Here is a 13,824-nt window from a genome sequence, read left to right on the forward strand (position 1 = left end):
CCGCTTGCCCATATCCCAAGCAACCGACGTATCCGTCCGGAGGACACGGCTACCAGCGTTGCGTTAGGAGCTCTAAGCCACGGAGGATCGACCGCTGCCCTGAACTGCGGGAATTCGTCCAGGCGCGACTGGGCGAGAAGTGGAGTCCCGAGCAGATAGCGAACATCCTTCGCCGGGACTTCCCGGACCGTCCGGAGATGCACGTGACGCACGAGACGATCTACCGAGCCTTGTACGCACAGGCGAGAGGCGGCCTGTGGCACGAGATCTCCCAGCGCCTCAGGACCGGCCGCAGCATGCGCAGGCGGTGCCGGCAGCCCGACCAGCGGACCCCGCGGTTCACTCACCCGATGGTCTCGATCAGCCAGCGTCCCGCCGAGGCCGCCGACCGCACTGTCCCGGGGCACTGGGAAGGCGACCTGATTGTCGGCGCGAAAAGCGGCTCAGCGATCGGCACTCTCGTGGAACGCAGCACCCGCTACACGCTGCTCGTGCACCTCCCGAACGGATCCACCCCCGGGTTCTTCCGGAAAGCGCTTCTCGGTGCCGTCAGCGGCCTTCCGCCGCATCTCAAGCGCTCTCTGACCTGGGACCAAGGGTCCGAGATGGCACATCACTACGCCTTCTCGGAAGCCTCGGGAATGCCGGTGTACTTCTGCGAGCCTCACAGCCCATGGCAGCGAGGCTCGAACGAGAACACGAACGGTTTGCTGCGGCAGTACTTCCCGAAGGGAACGGATCTGTCCAAGTACACCAAGCAGGACCTGGACGCCGCCGCAGCTGAACTGAACCGCAGACCCAGGAAGACGCTTGGCTGGGACACCCCAGCCGAGTGCTTCACCGGGCTACTGACTAACGACCCCAACACTCCTCGTGTTGCGACGATTTGTTGAATCCGCCTCATGGGTGGGGTATCTCCGTGTCAACTGCTGGCTGGTGGCCGGTCGTCGATGATGATGCGGGTCAGGGGTGGGCTGTCGGTTCTCTTCGGCGGCTGGGCGAGGGCGTTCACCGACCCTCGTCTTTGCGCGGCTATCGTCGTCGGCTGGCTTTCAACGGCACCACCCCCGAGACGGCCACCGAATCCCCCGCCTGGCCAGCTTCCGAGCATGAGCCGAATAGGAAGCCGTCGGGTGATCCACCGCCCCGCGCTACCGGACCGTGGCGTTCCCGAGTTCGACTGCCAACGCCGCCATCTCCCGCAATCGCTCGTAGTACTCGACCGCGCTGCCCTCATCACCGATCGACGGCAGGACCTTCTCAACGGCCGCGAGGCACCCGAGCAGAGTTCTGCGGCTCTTCTCATCAAGGGGCCCTGACACTGACGAGGAGACGCAGCCGGCGATGTCCGCATCCAGCATCACCATGTCCTCGCCTTCGATGTCCCGACCGCGAAGGTGTGGTGGGAACGGCGCGCGCACGTGCTCTTCCCACAGCTGTGAGAGCAGGTCCAGTTCCGGTTCGCTCATGGTAGAGATCATGTCTCACGCACCAGGCTCCGCGGGAAGGAGCTCCCGCGGAGCCCTCGGATGAACACTCGACAGGCTTCCTCGGCGACGGCCAGGGATCCTGCCTGCCGAGGAGCCGATGCTGCCAGTTCTCGGCAATCCTCGTCAGTCCGTCGTCCGCTCTCGGAGCCCACCGACAAGTCCTCTCAAGTCTCACCGACGCATCCAGTACCAACGCAGCGCCTACTGTCCATGGACGCGGAAGTTGCTCGACCGCGGTCCAATGACCTGCGCGACTAGCTTCACTGTCAGGTGGTGGTCGAGAGCAGCGCCGGATCAGGGCTTGGGAGCGTTGCCCCCTAGCGGGATCGGCGCTTCGGCCTCATGGGCCGCGAGCTCTTCGGGCGTCCCCACGAAGGCTGGGCCGCAGCTGAGAGGCAGTCGTTCGACAATCATGGCGACTGCCTCTTCCGCGGTTGCCGCCGAGCCAACCGGCTCGTAGAGGAGGGGGCCGGAGACCCAATAGCCACCGCCCCTTGCGGGCTGAATGTATGGAATGTCCCAGGTCCAGCGGGATTCGGTGCAACGACTGAAGTGCAGCTCACCCATACCGGTCCAAGGGTACAACTGCCACAGGCGGGGCTCCTGGTAGGCGGCGTCAAGTAGTTCATCCTGGACTCGTCCGTCCTCACGAACGGCATGCCAGCCCTCTTCAACGATGTCTCGGCCCCGTGACACATCCATGTCGATATTATCCCCCACGCCCGGCGGCAGGGAGGAGTGTCCTCGATGCGATGGTCGACTGCCTTCGATGCCGCAGTCTGGGAGATCGCGCCGATTGTCGCCAACTGACGAGCGGTCACCGGTCACGTGCAACGTCACAGCCCGCGCCGACGGCCAGCCTTGCGTCCACTCGTCCGCCGGAAGGCGATCCCTTGCCAGCTTCGCCTTGTTGTAGCAGCCGCGTACCGGGCGAATCGAGGTAGCGCCCAGGTACATCGACCGTGACGCCTCGCCAAGCCCTACCAGGGCCGCCCCCTAGGCAGGGGGTTCCTGACCGAGAAATTTTGCACCCCTTATGCTTTACGGCATATTTACTACTTCTTCCCTGGGAAAGTGGGGGTACGCGTGAAGCTGTCCCGTATTTCATCTGTTGTCGCCGCTGCGGCGATCGCGCCTGCCGTCCTGTTCGCCTCTCCTGCTGTCGCCGCCGACGCCGCCACGGCGCCGGCCAACTCAGCCCCTGACACCGCACCGGATGCGAAGCCGGACACGCAGAGCAACGTGAAGGCCGACGACGACAACCGTGTCGCCATCCTCAGGATCATCAACAAGTCCAAGCCCGGCAGCAGCGTCTACGAGGCCGCGCAGGCGGCCATGAACGGCTCCGCCAAGGACCGCGTGCGCTTTCTGAAGGAAGGCCATGAACGGGCCCAGTTCGCGGACGACACGCTGCGCACAGTCCAGATATCCAGCATCGGCGGCAAGGCCGTGCGGAGGGCCGCCCATGAGGCCCTGATGAAGGACACCCACGAAGCCATCCGCGAGTTCCTGAAGATCTGCCAGTACACGGCCCGAGACGAGGACAACCGCGTCGAGATCGGCCGAATCATCCACACAGCCAAGCGCGGAAGCGTGCTCTACGACCGCGCGCAGGAGGCGATGGACGGCAGCCCCGAAGACCGGACGCGCTTCCTTGAGTCGGGCCAGCACAGGGCCCGCCAGATCGACGACCGCATCGTCGCCAGCCGCATTGTCGCGTCCGGCGGTCTGCACGTCAGGGAAGCCGGCATAAAGGCGCTGCGGAGTGGCAAGGCCGAGGACGTTCGCCGCTTCCTCGACGTCGGCCAGTACGAGGCCCGCCAACTGGACGGAGCCGAGGCCGCCAAGAACAAGGGCGACAAGGACAAGGACCACGAGAACGCCAAGGAAGGCCAGGAGTCCAAGGACGGCAAGGCCACCGGCGGCGAGAAGCAGAAGCAGGGCGACACCAACGGCGCCAAGGGTGCCATGGATTCCAACGGCACCACCGGCGCCAAGCGCGCCATAGCCACCTCCAGCACCAATTCCTCGGACGCCCAGCTTGCCGCGACCGGCGTCGGCTCGGCCACCCCCTGGGCCATCGGCGGCACCGCCGTCACCCTCACTGCTGGCGCCGGTCTGATCCTGGCTTCCCGCCGCCGCGCCTCCCAGGACTGACACCGACCGCCGGCACCCATGTGTGAAGAGGCCGGGGAAGCCGCCCGCACGCGGACAGCCGCCCCGGCCACCCCTCGCCCGGATCCAGTCGCCGTCAGAAGGTCCTCGGGTGCCTCAGTGATATCCGAAGCGGCCGGGTCGGCTGAGTGTCCAGGTCAGCTGCAGGTTAGAGCGACCGGCAATTGGTGGAGCTGTGTTTCCAAGAGGCGGCCTGGTCGTAGGAAAGGCATAGACCTGCGTGAATCACAATTCGCTACGTTCTGTGATCACTCGGCCCCCGCGCCTGCTGCTCCAGCCTTGCTCGATCGCCTTCGCACAGTGCTGTCAGACGTACTGCCGGACCCATGGTGCGCCGTCTGCCGCCGCGGCGGCTAGCCGGAGGGCACCGCGGGCGACGACCAGTTCGGGGTCCTTGATGCGGTCGACGGCGCAGGAGTCCCACAGCTCGGGGAGCGAGTGAGTACGGGCGGTGGCCAAGGCGGTGTCCCAATAGCCTGGGTAGCCGAGGGTGCCGCCCGCGGCCCGGAGGGTGTCCGGGTTGAGGATGTTCACCAGCGTGGCGATTGCCAGCCCGAACGCCTCACCGGCCGCGTCCACGATCTGGCGGACGGTGGTGTCGCCGGCGGCGAGTGCGGCATGGACCTGTGCGGGGCTAAGCCCCGTGGCGCGAACGATGGCGGCGCCTCCGGCCAATTCGTCGAGCCGGAGGATGCCCTGGGGTGTCGGCACAGGCATGTAGCCGATTTCGCCAGCCCATCCGCGGCAACCGCGAACCACTCTTCCCTGGTGCAAGTATGCAGACCCCACGGCGGTTCCGCAGAGCATGACGGCGATGGTCGGAGACTCCGCGAGCCCTGCCGCCTCCTCCGCCAGGGCACAGCGGATGTCGTTGACCAAGATGTGGGATATGCCGGTGGCGGCGGGGCCCCGCCATCCATTCAGCTTGGGCAGGACATCGCAGACGGTTACGCGTCCGTCCTCGATGAGCCCGGGGACCGCGATGCCCATGTAGGCGGGAGTCAAATGGTGTTCGGCAACGAAGCCTTCGATGGCAGCCTCGATCTCATCGGGGGTTGTGGCGCCCCCAGTGGCAAGGCGGCGGATCAAAGGTCCGCCATCACCCGTGCGTTGAGCGACCATGAGCAGCTTGGTTCCGCCGATGTCGATGCCCATGACTGAGTGCGTCATCGCCCGTCTCCTCATACGTAGAAGCCGAAGCGCGAGCCTATCGACCGTCGATCCGATCTGCTGCGGGGGCTAGATGGTGCCGCGCCAAGGGGTCGTGGTTCCGGATGGGGTGGCATGGCGGGCGTCGGCGTCGGTGGATGCGCGGGCCAGGTGGGCGTGCTCGTGGATTTGCCGGCGGTGTCCGGCGACGTTCCTGCGCGAGGAGGCGCTGACGGCTTGAGCTGGAACGTGGAGCGGCCCCACCCAGTGGCGGTTGGGGTTCAGTGCAGTAGCGCGAGCATGGTGAACGCGCGGCCGCCGAAGCAGATACAGGCGGGGAGGGGCAGGATTTGAGGAATCTTCCTTTCGGTGATCTTGTCCGATCCCTAATGTCGTTGTATGAACTGGACGACCTTGTTCGCCACGGTCAGTGGAGCGGTGATCGCCTTGGGATCCGCACTGTTCGTCGAACGTCAGAAGGGCCGCCAAGAGCGGGTGACCGAGTGGAGGAGGACACGCCGGGAGCTGTACAGCGGCTACCTGGCAGCTGTCGCTACGGCGAGAAATGAGCTGATTGCTCTTCTGCTTGATCGAGACCGTCCACTTTCTGAGCTCTCTCGTGAGGCCCGTACTGCAGTCAGCACGTGCTACGGCCCGCGGTATGAACTTGAGATCCTTGCTCCGAGTGCTGTTGCCGGGCCTGCGGCGTCACTGTTCCGATGTCTTCGGGCTCTGCGGAATGCCGTCGCAGATGGTGTAGTCGTCGGCACTCCGGAGTCCGACAGGATCACGATGGAGTACGACAACGCCCTCGACGCGGCCCGTGAAGCCATGCGTCGGGACCTGGCGCGGGACACTCCCAGCTGAACACGTGGTGCTGGGGTGCTTTGCGCTCTACCCTTCGGGTAGTACCGGTTGGCATGTTGGCATAGTAGGGGCGGGCCGCGGCGAGAAGCGCACTGCCGCCAAGCCCAGGCCGTGGGTGCGGGAACAGTCGCTACCCAACGACTACTCCTTGCGCGGGCGCTGTGGGCGCGGTCGTGGATCTGCCGGCGGTGTCCGGCCGTGTTCCCGCGGGAGGATGCGATGCCTGCCGGAGCCTGAGACGCCGCTAGCGCCCGATAGAACGGGGCCGGTTATGCGCGCCCCCGCTTCGCTTCTCGCGTGAGCCGGGCGCTCTACTGCTGATGGCGTCTACTGCGCAGGGAGAGCCAGCGGTTGGGGATACCCCGCCGCCTGCAGCGATTTTCAGACATGTCTGCTAGCGCGGAAGCTTCCTTGCATTCCGATGTTCGCGCCCCGCAGCGACCGCCCGGCTGGAGAGCAGATCCCACACCACCCGCGACAAACAGGCAGGTAGGAAGGCATAGTCTGACCTGCCAACATTGACTAAATTACCTACTTCGACCGCCTCGGAATCTCGAAACCCAATACACATGCAATGCAAGGTCGGTAACGCTCTGCTAGCTCCGGGTGTCCAGGATTCGATCGCTTCGGACGTGTCTGGATCCTGGCGGGCGGTAGCGTCTACGGAAGCACAACAGCCGAGGTGCTGGAACACCTCGGCTGCGTGAGTGCTTGCGGGTCGCAGCCCGCGAAGCAAGACCCCTCGTACCAAGTCTGGAGTGCTTCATGACGGTAGCACCTGGCACAAGTCTTAAGAGTCACGAGAGGCGCTCTCGGCCGCCAGCGGATTCGTCGAATGTCGAATCTTCACCGTGGTTCGTGTCTCTTGGCCGTCATGGGCTGGAGGTCCGGGCCGGCCGCCACTTGACAGCCGTCGCATCACCAGCGCTTCTGGTGTGGCTGGTCAGCCTCAGTACCGGGACTGCTGGCGCCCGTTGGCTGTTCTGACAGACGCGTGAGTTGCGGCCCCGTCCTCATCCCGGGCGGGGCCACCAGCTGCCCAGCGGCGTCAGTCGCCAACCGACTCGTCATCCATATGCTTGATCTTCATCCGTGCTTTGACGAGGTCGGCCCCTCTCAGGGTGTCCCAGTGAGGGTGTCCGTGGACCTGTGTGGCGAGGTCGAGTGTGCGTTCCCGCAGTTCGGTTTCGCGCTGCTTGTCGTCGTCGCTCCAGCCGGGTGACGGGTCGTGGTGCCGGTCTCGCCAGTAGCCTTCGCCGGGTTTGTCGGTCCAGCCGTCGATCGCCTCGGGGGGGCTCGGGGTGCTGGTCAAGGACTGAGGTCGGCGTTGGCCTTGTCGAGGTCGTGGTGTAGCTGCACCAGGTCGCCGGGGAAGTCTGTGCTCGCTCCGCGGGATTCCACTCCCGGGGTCGAACAAGGGTGCGCTTTGACACGGCGGGGGGCGTCCCAGCAGCGGTGGCATCCTCCGCGTCATGTTCGCCTAATATCCAGCCATTTGACCTTCTGTGCCGTGAACTCGTTGGGGTCTTCCTTCACCATGAACGTCCGGCGGCGGGAGGCGTACCTGCCGCCCATGGACCCGTCGTAGCCGAGACATCCGGGAGCGCCGTGGTGACCGCAGGACGCATCAGCTCGGCAGTCATGACCCACCCCGTGCGCAGGGCGCAGGCCGAGGGGCTGGTCGCCCGGCTCGGGCTGGGCGGGCTGGCCCTGGACCCTGATCCGGACGGGCCGCCTTCGGCGTTGCGTACCGCCCTCGTGGCGTGGGCGGCAGCGGCTCCGGGGGCAAGCCACCACTTGGTGGTCCAGGACGATGTGTCCGGCCCCGACGACCTGCTGGGCCTTGTCGGACACGCGGTGGGCCGGTTCCCCGACGAGGCCCTGGTCTTCTACACCAATTGGCATGCCCGCAACGGCGCCGCGTCGCGCCTCGCCGCCCTCGCCGGCGCCTCCTGGGTAAGAGCCGTACCTGATGAGTTCACACCGTCTTTGAGCATCTGCTTGCGTGTCGAAGTTGCAGCAGATTTCCTGGAGTTCGCCCGAGAAAGCACACAGAGGCATGACGATGAGCTGCTGACCGGCTTCTTTCGCACCCGCGGTCGGATGAGTCTCCTCGCCGTCCCCAATGTGGTGGAGCACGTCGGCACCAGCAGCATCAATGGGCACGCCACCCAGGGAATTCGGCTCGCGGTCTGCCCCATGGACGCCGCCGACGCCGAGCAACTGCTGCGTCATGGCTGGGTTCTGGAGGATGTCGGCTGGCTTCCCTATATGCGGTACGGGGAGGGGTACGTGCGCCTTGTCGGCCAAGAGAACGATCCGGACGACGGGCGCGGGCACCACCGCTGGCGGGACGCTCTGCCGGAGATCGGGCTGGCCGAGGAGCGGGTCCGTCAGACGGTCGCTGACCGTATGCCCGCGGATCTGGCCAGCGACGTGGCCCGCCTCTTCGGCGCGAGGTTCGCCGAGGAGCTGTGGATCCACTGTCTCATGCTCGGCCGGCAGGCCGCGGTCGCTGCTCGCCGCTACGCACCGGACGCTGACGTAGGTCCCATGGCTGCTGCCGCCGGCGTCCGACTGCGGGAGGCAGCCGTGTCCACCATCGGTCCCGCCGGTCTACCGCCCGAGCGCCGGCCCGAGGCGGGGCCGGAGCAGAAGCGGCTGATGACCGAGTTCGCCTGGAGCGCTATCCGATGCGGGGAGCTTCTGCTCGACCGGTGACAGGGTGCGTGATCCATACGCCGGGTTCCCACAGAGCGCCAGGAGGTTCTGTCCGTGCGTTTCCAGGGCCACTCCCAGGTCTAGCAGGCCCAGGTAGACACCGACGGCCAGGCGCGCGAACTCGGTGATCCGCGCCAGGCGTTCGCGAGGGCTGTGGGATGCGAAGCACTCGGGCAGCTCGTTCCCGCAGCACGACCGCAAGGTCCGGAAATTCTCACAATGCACTCTACTGCGGGCCCGTGGTGGCAGCGTGCCTGCATGGATTCGATCGCACGGGCGGCTGCGCACATCGCAAGCGAAGCGGTCGGGGCCCCGGTGGGGGAACCGGTGGTGGTGGGACACAGTAAGCAGAGCGTGGTGGTGCGCTGTTCGCTGGACGGCGGGAGCGGTAGCGTGATCGTCAAGGCGTTCAGTGACGAGCCCGAGGGACGGATGTCCTTCACGGCAGGGGCCGTCGGGCTTTCACTGGGGCTGGCAGGGCTCGCGCTGCTTGGGGTGAATGCTGCGGAGTCGGTGGTGGTGGTGATGGAGGATATCGGCTCCGTGCCGTCGTTGGCGCGGCACCACCGCCAGTCTGGCGTAGGCAGGTCTTGTCAGCGCACACGCGAGCTCCACTTGTGACGCATTATGAGACTCTCGGGCATCCCGACGTTTGGCCATTCGTCACGGTGGGGTCATCTGGCTGCTGGCACCGGCTGGTCGATCCATACTTGTTGGCCGTTGGGGCTGATGGTGAGTCCATGGCGTTCGATGCCGGGTCGGCCAGCCTCGACCCATTGCTGGTGTGCGGTTTCGACTTCGTCCCAGAGGCGTCGTGGCCCGTGCTGTGCGACGTGGAAGGTGTCGGTTTGCTGCCCGTCGTAGTGGATGGCTGCCCATGAGGTGGCGTGGTCGTCGGCGACCCAGAGCCGGGTGTGCGCCTCGGGGGTGTCGGTGTCCCAGGAGTGCCAGATGTCGGGGACGCGGATGCCGATGGCGAAGTGTGCTTCGAGGTCGTGGCCGGCGACGTTCCAGGGCGAGAGGGTGCTGGTCGAGGTCTCGGGGGTCTGGCCGTCTCGTAGGAGGTCGCGTTCGAGTTCGACGTCGGGGCGGTGGCCGCGCATGACCCTGTAGGCGCCGTAGACGTGAACGCGCCGGTATTCGGAACGGGCGCGGAGTAGGGCCCCAGATCGAGCCTTGCGGGCAGGTCCAGCAGCCTGACCGATTCGCGGACCAGCATATGGGCCCCTGGTCATGCTCGCCCCGGCCGGGCAGGACACCGGCCAAATCCACTCCGTCGCCCTAGCGGGGCGCATACCCGTGTGCGAGATGCAGGTCCCACCCAGGAGTGATACCCCTGGAGCGTACGGGATAAGTCTCCTCATAGCACCGGAGAGAATCATGCAAGGCATATTCTCAGTTGCTGGAGCTATCATCGGCGCCATACTCGGACCCCTCGCCACCTATTGGTTTCAGCGGGCGAAGCCGAAAATCCTGATCGACGGAGTTTCGCTCAGCGTAGATCACCCGAGCAGCACTGCGCCAGCCAAGGTAAATTCCTCCCTTAAAAGGCGACTCGACAACTATGAGGGTCAGACAGGAAAGTCGCGGGAACTGAATGTAACCGAAGGCGTAAACGAAAGCGTTTACGTATCCACATTCAAAGACACCCAGCACTGGCTAGCCAACGATATAGAGATTTCCATACCCACACTCCAGGAAATCGCAAAACAGTTTCAGGCGCTGCTGCTATCAAAGAGATATACCGAAGCTTTCAATGTATTCGCCACCGAATGCATCCCCCTCTTCTGGTTCTTGGAAGTATCCTGCATACGCGGAGAGCTCGGAAAAGACTTCCCGGATATCAATTACAGCGGAAGGGTGAGGCGGCATAAAATAATCACCACGGATAAGAAGGGTCTCCAGATCCCCTTGGGGGGACCCTACGACATCAGAATCCCACTAGTCGGGCCGAATGCATACCAGGCGAACATCCGGGAACTCTCCCGTCGCGTCTCCAAGGCGTTTGCCTACGAGGACGACCAGGCGTTGCTCCAGATAGCCAATCACATTCTGGTTGGCGCCAAGCGCCAGCGGGAAATCGGGCAAGAATTGCTAGGCTTGGTGAACAGCGAACTGAAACCCTACCGGAGGATAGTAATAGAAGGCGTGATATCAAATAAAGGGAGGACCGCACTCTCGCTCAGCAATAGAAGCAAGATGGTGATCCTCATGAAAGGTTACACTTATAGCCGCAATGGCAAGACGGAACAAATACTAGACGACATTGACATCGACCTAGAGGTGGGCGGCAGCGTCGGGGTGCACAAACCCGCGGAACCATCCGACCATGCCATAGAGACCCACGAATACGATATCGACTTTTCTTCTCCGCTTGTGATCACTCCAGGCCAATCACGTAGATTTGCCTGTAGGTCGAAATCGACCCTACATTCGCTATCCAACTGGACAGAACTCGCGCGGGTCTTCAAAGGAAGCGACCGAAAATGCTACATAGCGCTCGGACTGCTGACGACAAGGGGCGATGTTAAACCCGTTTACTCAACCAACTTGCTTTTCCGTGATCTAGTACAAGCGCAGGAGCTTCCGCGGCGCCCTCATTCACGTTCAGCATGACAAGGAGGGCTGTCGCACCATGCGACGGACGAGTCGCCCCGGGACGCGAGCTGCAACGCAGCCACCTCACCGGCCTGCCAGCTGGATATAGCGAATCCCCGGCCGCGGTGGTCGGGGCTTTGTCACATCGGGGCTCAGCCGGCGTGGTTGAGCTGGACGAGGGTGATCTCGTTGTCGCCGATGTAGATGACTCCGGCGACCCTGCCGCGGGCGATGGTGCGCATGATGCCGTCGTCGATGCCGTAGGGCTCGGAGTGTGCGAGCGGGTTCTCAAGGGCGTCGAGGAGGCACACCGATAAGTCGCGGCGTGCGTCGTCTAGGAGTGCCTTGTAGGCGGCGTGGAGGGCCGGGTCGAGGTGGAGCCGGTAGGTCACGCGGCGCCTCGACGGCGGATGTCCTCGGTGTTGCCCTGGAGTTCGTCCGGTGTCACGTCGATGAGGCTAGCGGTGTAGTTCGGCGGGAGGTGGCCGTTCTCCTGAACGAGGGAGCGGAGTTGCTCGACGCGGTCCCGACCGGCTTCGAACTGCTCGATGAAGTTGACCCAGCGGTCGAGGATCGCGGGCAGCTCGCGAACGTCGGTGAAGGAGACTTCACGCGCGAAGGTGGCTCGGAGCTCGGAGTGTGGGAGGGCGTGGGCGATGCTGTCGATGGTCCACGGCTCGGTGCTCATGCCGCCCTCCCGGTGTGGGTTGTCACTTTTCGCGAGGCACGATAGCGCACTGTTGACCACGTGAGGCCGAACGCATATGCCATAGGCATGTGCCATCACGCGGTGTCGTAATCGTGCAGGTCAGAGCCCCGTTTCTCAGATCATGAGCGAATTGGATGAACGGCTCCTGGACCTCATCGACGACATCGCCAACGAGGACGAACAACGCCTGCCGCTCCTGACTATGCGCGAGGCGCGAGCGGCGGTGGAGCTGCTGCAACTGCTGGCCGCCGCCCCAGCCAGGCACGGTTGCGCGGTGAATCGGGCACCCGCAGCGAGCTGCAGCCGTCGAACGACACCGTCCGGTACCCACCGAACCGTGCCCCTGGCGTCGTCGGGCGGGCCTGGGGACCTGCGAGTACCTCGAACAGAGCCCGCACTGGTGCGGAGCCCAGGCGACGGCGCAAGTCCCGCAGAGCCTTCGCGCTTGGCGAGGCCACCGGCATCCCGGCCAGGCCGCCGGTCAGCTTGGCCCAGACGAGCCGGTAGCCGACCTCGGGGAACAGACACATCGCGAGCAGGAAGTACACCCCGACACGGGAGGGCAGGTCGCGCAGACGCCGCTGCACTGTCCGGGTCTCCGCCAGGACCGCGTCGACGAGTTCGAACGGCACCACGGCAGTCAGCTCCCCCAGATGGCCCGGCGCGAACCGGCCCGCGGCCACGGTGACCGTACGGGTGATGGCCGTCAGCGCGGCCGGTAGGACAGAATGAAAGGGCAACGGAGCTCCTCGGATACAAGCTGTCTTGGTCGACTGTCTGTACCAACGAGCTCCGTTGTTCTACGTCAGGAATCCTTTAACGCCCCTTGCGTGACCTGCGAGTTCGCTAACTTCCCGGCCTTGGGTCAAGCCCCGGATGCCCGAGAGACCATCGTGGCGGTCTCGAAGTGGCTGGGCCACTCAGACCCGAGCATCACGCTCAAGGTCTACGCGCACATGATGCCGCAGGCTGACGGTCGCGGCCGGACAGCCATGGACGAGTGGTTCGCCGGCGGTTCTGAAACGATCTCCCCAGATTCTCCCCAGCTACCTGATGCGGCCTAAAAACGACGGCTCGGTGCCTCCGAGGCCAGCCGGTAGGCGGAACCGTCGGCGTGTACGAACCCCCCGGTGGGCGGCGGGAAGTGGCTGCCGAGCAGGAGTGAGTCGGTCCCGGCGAGGGAGGCGAGCAGGGCGCGTCGCGTGGCCGCCGCGCGAGCCGGGTCGATGTCGACACAGCTGTCCAGGTCGGGGTGGGCAAGCTGCACGGGATGGTGGATGCAGTCGCCGGTTATCAGCGCCGTATGGCCGGCGTCGGTCAGCCGGACGGCGAGGTGTCCTGGAGTGTGCCCCGGGGTGGGGATGAGCCTGACGCCGGGTGCGACCTCGGTCCCGGCCGCGGGCACGGCGACGACGTCGAGCAGGCCGTGGTCTCGGACCGGATGGACGGAGTCACGGAACATCTGGCGGCGGGCGGCGTCCAGTTCGACGCCTGACCAGTAGTCCCACTCCTCGCGCCCGGTCACATACCGGGCGCGGGGGAAGGTGGGTATCCACGTGCCGTCCTGGAGGCGGGTGTTCCAGCCGACGTGGTCGGTGTGCAGATGCGTGAGCACGACCAGGTCGATGGAGTCGGGCGGGAATCCCGCCTGTTCGAGGCGGGTGAGATAGGTGGTGTGCAGACGGTTCCAGGCGGGGTTGGCGCGGTCCTTGTCGTTGCCGATACCGGTGTCGACGAGGATGCGCAGTTCGCCGACGCGGATGGCGAAGGTGTGGCTGGAAAGGCGCAGGCGGTGATCGGGATGGGCGTGGTCGGGGCGCAGCCAAGGGGTGGCGGCGACGGTGTTGGGAGTGGCGGCGGGGAGCAGCCAGGAGCCGGTCTCCGGCGGGAAGGCGATCTCGTCGATGCGGTGGACGGCGAGGTCGCCGACGGTCCAGGTGGGGGTGGACACGGGGCCGCTCCTTGGTTGGTGCTGCGGGATGACTGACGGAAACTAAAGCTCAGACGTTGCGTTAACGGTACGGCACTGCGAGCGTTAACGCAACTGGTTCGCTTTAGCGGTGTGGGGTGATCTACCGTCACAGCGGCCGGTGGGCGAGTCGAGCGCCGCCCCGT

Annotated in this window: 15 protein-coding genes and 1 pseudogene; 7 read left to right on the forward strand and 9 right to left on the reverse strand. The window is 65.2% G+C overall.

The annotated features are described in order from the left end of the window. Window positions 1-893: IS30 family transposase (locus tag ACO1BR_RS21185; protein ID WP_426796642.1), on the forward strand; the 893-nt coding region annotated here is incomplete at its 5' end. A gap of 258 nt (window positions 894-1,151) precedes the next feature. Here ACO1BR_RS21185 and ACO1BR_RS21190 read toward each other — a convergent pair. Further along, a complete protein-coding gene (locus tag ACO1BR_RS21190) occupies window positions 1,152-1,469 on the reverse strand; it encodes a hypothetical protein (RefSeq protein WP_426796643.1) in 318 nt (105 codons plus the stop codon). A gap of 315 nt (window positions 1,470-1,784) precedes the next feature. Further along, entirely contained in the window at window positions 1,785-2,447 is a 663-nt protein-coding gene (locus ACO1BR_RS21195) for a DUF6193 family natural product biosynthesis protein (RefSeq protein ID WP_426796644.1), read from the reverse strand. Window positions 2,448-2,564: 117 nt separating this feature from the next. Between ACO1BR_RS21195 and ACO1BR_RS21200 the strand changes: the two genes are divergently transcribed. Next, entirely contained in the window at window positions 2,565-3,647 is a 1,083-nt protein-coding gene (locus tag ACO1BR_RS21200; protein WP_426796645.1) for a hypothetical protein, read from the forward strand. 324 nt (window positions 3,648-3,971) lie between these two features. Here ACO1BR_RS21200 and ACO1BR_RS21205 read toward each other — a convergent pair whose 3' ends face one another. Further along, window positions 3,972-4,850 (reverse strand): ROK family protein, encoded by an 879-nt coding sequence (locus ACO1BR_RS21205; protein ID WP_426796646.1) that lies wholly within the window; start codon window positions 4,848-4,850, stop codon window positions 3,972-3,974. A gap of 363 nt (window positions 4,851-5,213) precedes the next feature. On the opposite strand from ACO1BR_RS21205, the gene ACO1BR_RS21210 reads away from it, so the two are divergent. After that, window positions 5,214-5,681 carry a hypothetical protein gene (locus ACO1BR_RS21210; protein WP_426796647.1) on the forward strand — a complete coding sequence of 156 codons (468 nt, stop codon included), beginning with the start codon at window positions 5,214-5,216 and terminating at the stop codon, window positions 5,679-5,681. Window positions 5,682-6,729: 1,048 nt separating this feature from the next. On the opposite strand, the gene ACO1BR_RS21215 is transcribed toward ACO1BR_RS21210, so the two are convergent. Continuing rightward, window positions 6,730-6,993, reverse strand: coding sequence for a hypothetical protein (locus ACO1BR_RS21215; RefSeq protein WP_426796648.1), 264 nt, complete (start codon window positions 6,991-6,993; stop codon window positions 6,730-6,732). A 299-nt stretch (window positions 6,994-7,292) separates the two neighbouring features. Between ACO1BR_RS21215 and ACO1BR_RS21220 the strand changes: the two genes are divergently transcribed. Together ACO1BR_RS21220 and ACO1BR_RS21225 are read left to right on the forward strand one after the other, a co-directional pair. Then, window positions 7,293-8,402 carry a hypothetical protein gene (locus ACO1BR_RS21220; RefSeq protein WP_426796649.1) on the forward strand — a complete coding sequence of 370 codons (1,110 nt, stop codon included), beginning with the start codon at window positions 7,293-7,295 and terminating at the stop codon, window positions 8,400-8,402. 258 nt (window positions 8,403-8,660) lie between these two features. Beyond that, entirely contained in the window at window positions 8,661-9,023 is a 363-nt protein-coding gene (locus tag ACO1BR_RS21225) for a hypothetical protein (RefSeq protein ID WP_426796650.1), read from the forward strand. 53 nt (window positions 9,024-9,076) lie between these two features. Here the strand turns inward: ACO1BR_RS21225 and ACO1BR_RS21230 are convergent, their stop codons facing one another. Further along, on the reverse strand, window positions 9,077-9,505 hold the full coding sequence (locus ACO1BR_RS21230; protein ID WP_426796651.1) for a hypothetical protein: 429 nt from the start codon (window positions 9,503-9,505) through the stop codon (window positions 9,077-9,079). A gap of 130 nt (window positions 9,506-9,635) precedes the next feature. On the opposite strand from ACO1BR_RS21230, the gene ACO1BR_RS21235 reads away from it, so the two are divergent. Continuing rightward, window positions 9,636-11,018, forward strand: a complete 1,383-nt coding sequence (locus ACO1BR_RS21235; protein ID WP_426796652.1) for a hypothetical protein — start codon at window positions 9,636-9,638, stop codon at window positions 11,016-11,018. 134 nt (window positions 11,019-11,152) lie between these two features. Here the strand turns inward: ACO1BR_RS21235 and ACO1BR_RS21240 are convergent, their stop codons facing one another. The 3 genes and pseudogenes from ACO1BR_RS21240 to ACO1BR_RS21250 form a co-directional block, all read right to left on the reverse strand. After that, a complete protein-coding gene (locus tag ACO1BR_RS21240; RefSeq protein WP_426796653.1) occupies window positions 11,153-11,392 on the reverse strand; it encodes a hypothetical protein in 240 nt (79 codons plus the stop codon). Beyond that, window positions 11,389-11,688, reverse strand: a complete 300-nt coding sequence (locus ACO1BR_RS21245; RefSeq protein WP_426796654.1) for a hypothetical protein — start codon at window positions 11,686-11,688, stop codon at window positions 11,389-11,391. Before ACO1BR_RS21245 ends, ACO1BR_RS21240 begins: the two co-directional genes overlap by 4 nt. 269 nt (window positions 11,689-11,957) lie before the next feature. Beyond that, window positions 11,958-12,419: pseudogene (locus ACO1BR_RS21250) on the reverse strand (transposase domain-containing protein); the annotation flags it as partial. Between the two features lie 120 nt (window positions 12,420-12,539). On the opposite strand from ACO1BR_RS21250, the gene ACO1BR_RS21255 reads away from it, so the two are divergent. Next, window positions 12,540-12,773 carry an integrase gene (locus tag ACO1BR_RS21255; protein WP_426796655.1) on the forward strand — a complete coding sequence of 78 codons (234 nt, stop codon included), beginning with the start codon at window positions 12,540-12,542 and terminating at the stop codon, window positions 12,771-12,773. Here the strand turns inward: ACO1BR_RS21255 and ACO1BR_RS21260 are convergent. Further along, on the reverse strand, window positions 12,770-13,660 hold the full coding sequence (locus ACO1BR_RS21260; protein WP_426796656.1) for an MBL fold metallo-hydrolase: 891 nt from the start codon (window positions 13,658-13,660) through the stop codon (window positions 12,770-12,772). The two genes, ACO1BR_RS21255 and ACO1BR_RS21260, sit on opposite strands and share 4 nt — an antisense overlap. Window positions 13,661-13,824 lie beyond the last annotated feature (164 nt).

Origin of the sequence: Streptomyces sp. YGL11-2 (assembly GCF_050054615.1) — a bacterium.
Classification (GTDB): domain Bacteria; phylum Actinomycetota; class Actinomycetes; order Streptomycetales; family Streptomycetaceae; genus Streptomyces.

What these genes read in the sequence shown, in the direction of transcription:
- ACO1BR_RS21190 (WP_426796643.1), bottom strand. Translation starts at nt 1,469, where the DNA reads ATGAGCGAACCGGAACTGGACCTGCTCTCACAGCTGTGGGAAGAGCAC.
- ACO1BR_RS21195 (WP_426796644.1), bottom strand. Translation starts at nt 2,447, where the DNA reads ATGTACCTGGGCGCTACCTCGATTCGCCCGGTACGCGGCTGCTACAAC.
- ACO1BR_RS21205 (WP_426796646.1), bottom strand. Translation starts at nt 4,850, where the DNA reads ATGAGGAGACGGGCGATGACGCACTCAGTCATGGGCATCGACATCGGC.
- ACO1BR_RS21210 (WP_426796647.1), top strand. Translation starts at nt 5,214, where the DNA reads ATGAACTGGACGACCTTGTTCGCCACGGTCAGTGGAGCGGTGATCGCC.
- ACO1BR_RS21225 (WP_426796650.1), top strand. Translation starts at nt 8,661, where the DNA reads ATGGATTCGATCGCACGGGCGGCTGCGCACATCGCAAGCGAAGCGGTC.
- ACO1BR_RS21230 (WP_426796651.1), bottom strand. Translation starts at nt 9,505, where the DNA reads ATGCGCGGCCACCGCCCCGACGTCGAACTCGAACGCGACCTCCTACGA.
- ACO1BR_RS21235 (WP_426796652.1), top strand. Translation starts at nt 9,636, where the DNA reads ATGCTCGCCCCGGCCGGGCAGGACACCGGCCAAATCCACTCCGTCGCC.
- ACO1BR_RS21245 (WP_426796654.1), bottom strand. Translation starts at nt 11,688, where the DNA reads ATGAGCACCGAGCCGTGGACCATCGACAGCATCGCCCACGCCCTCCCA.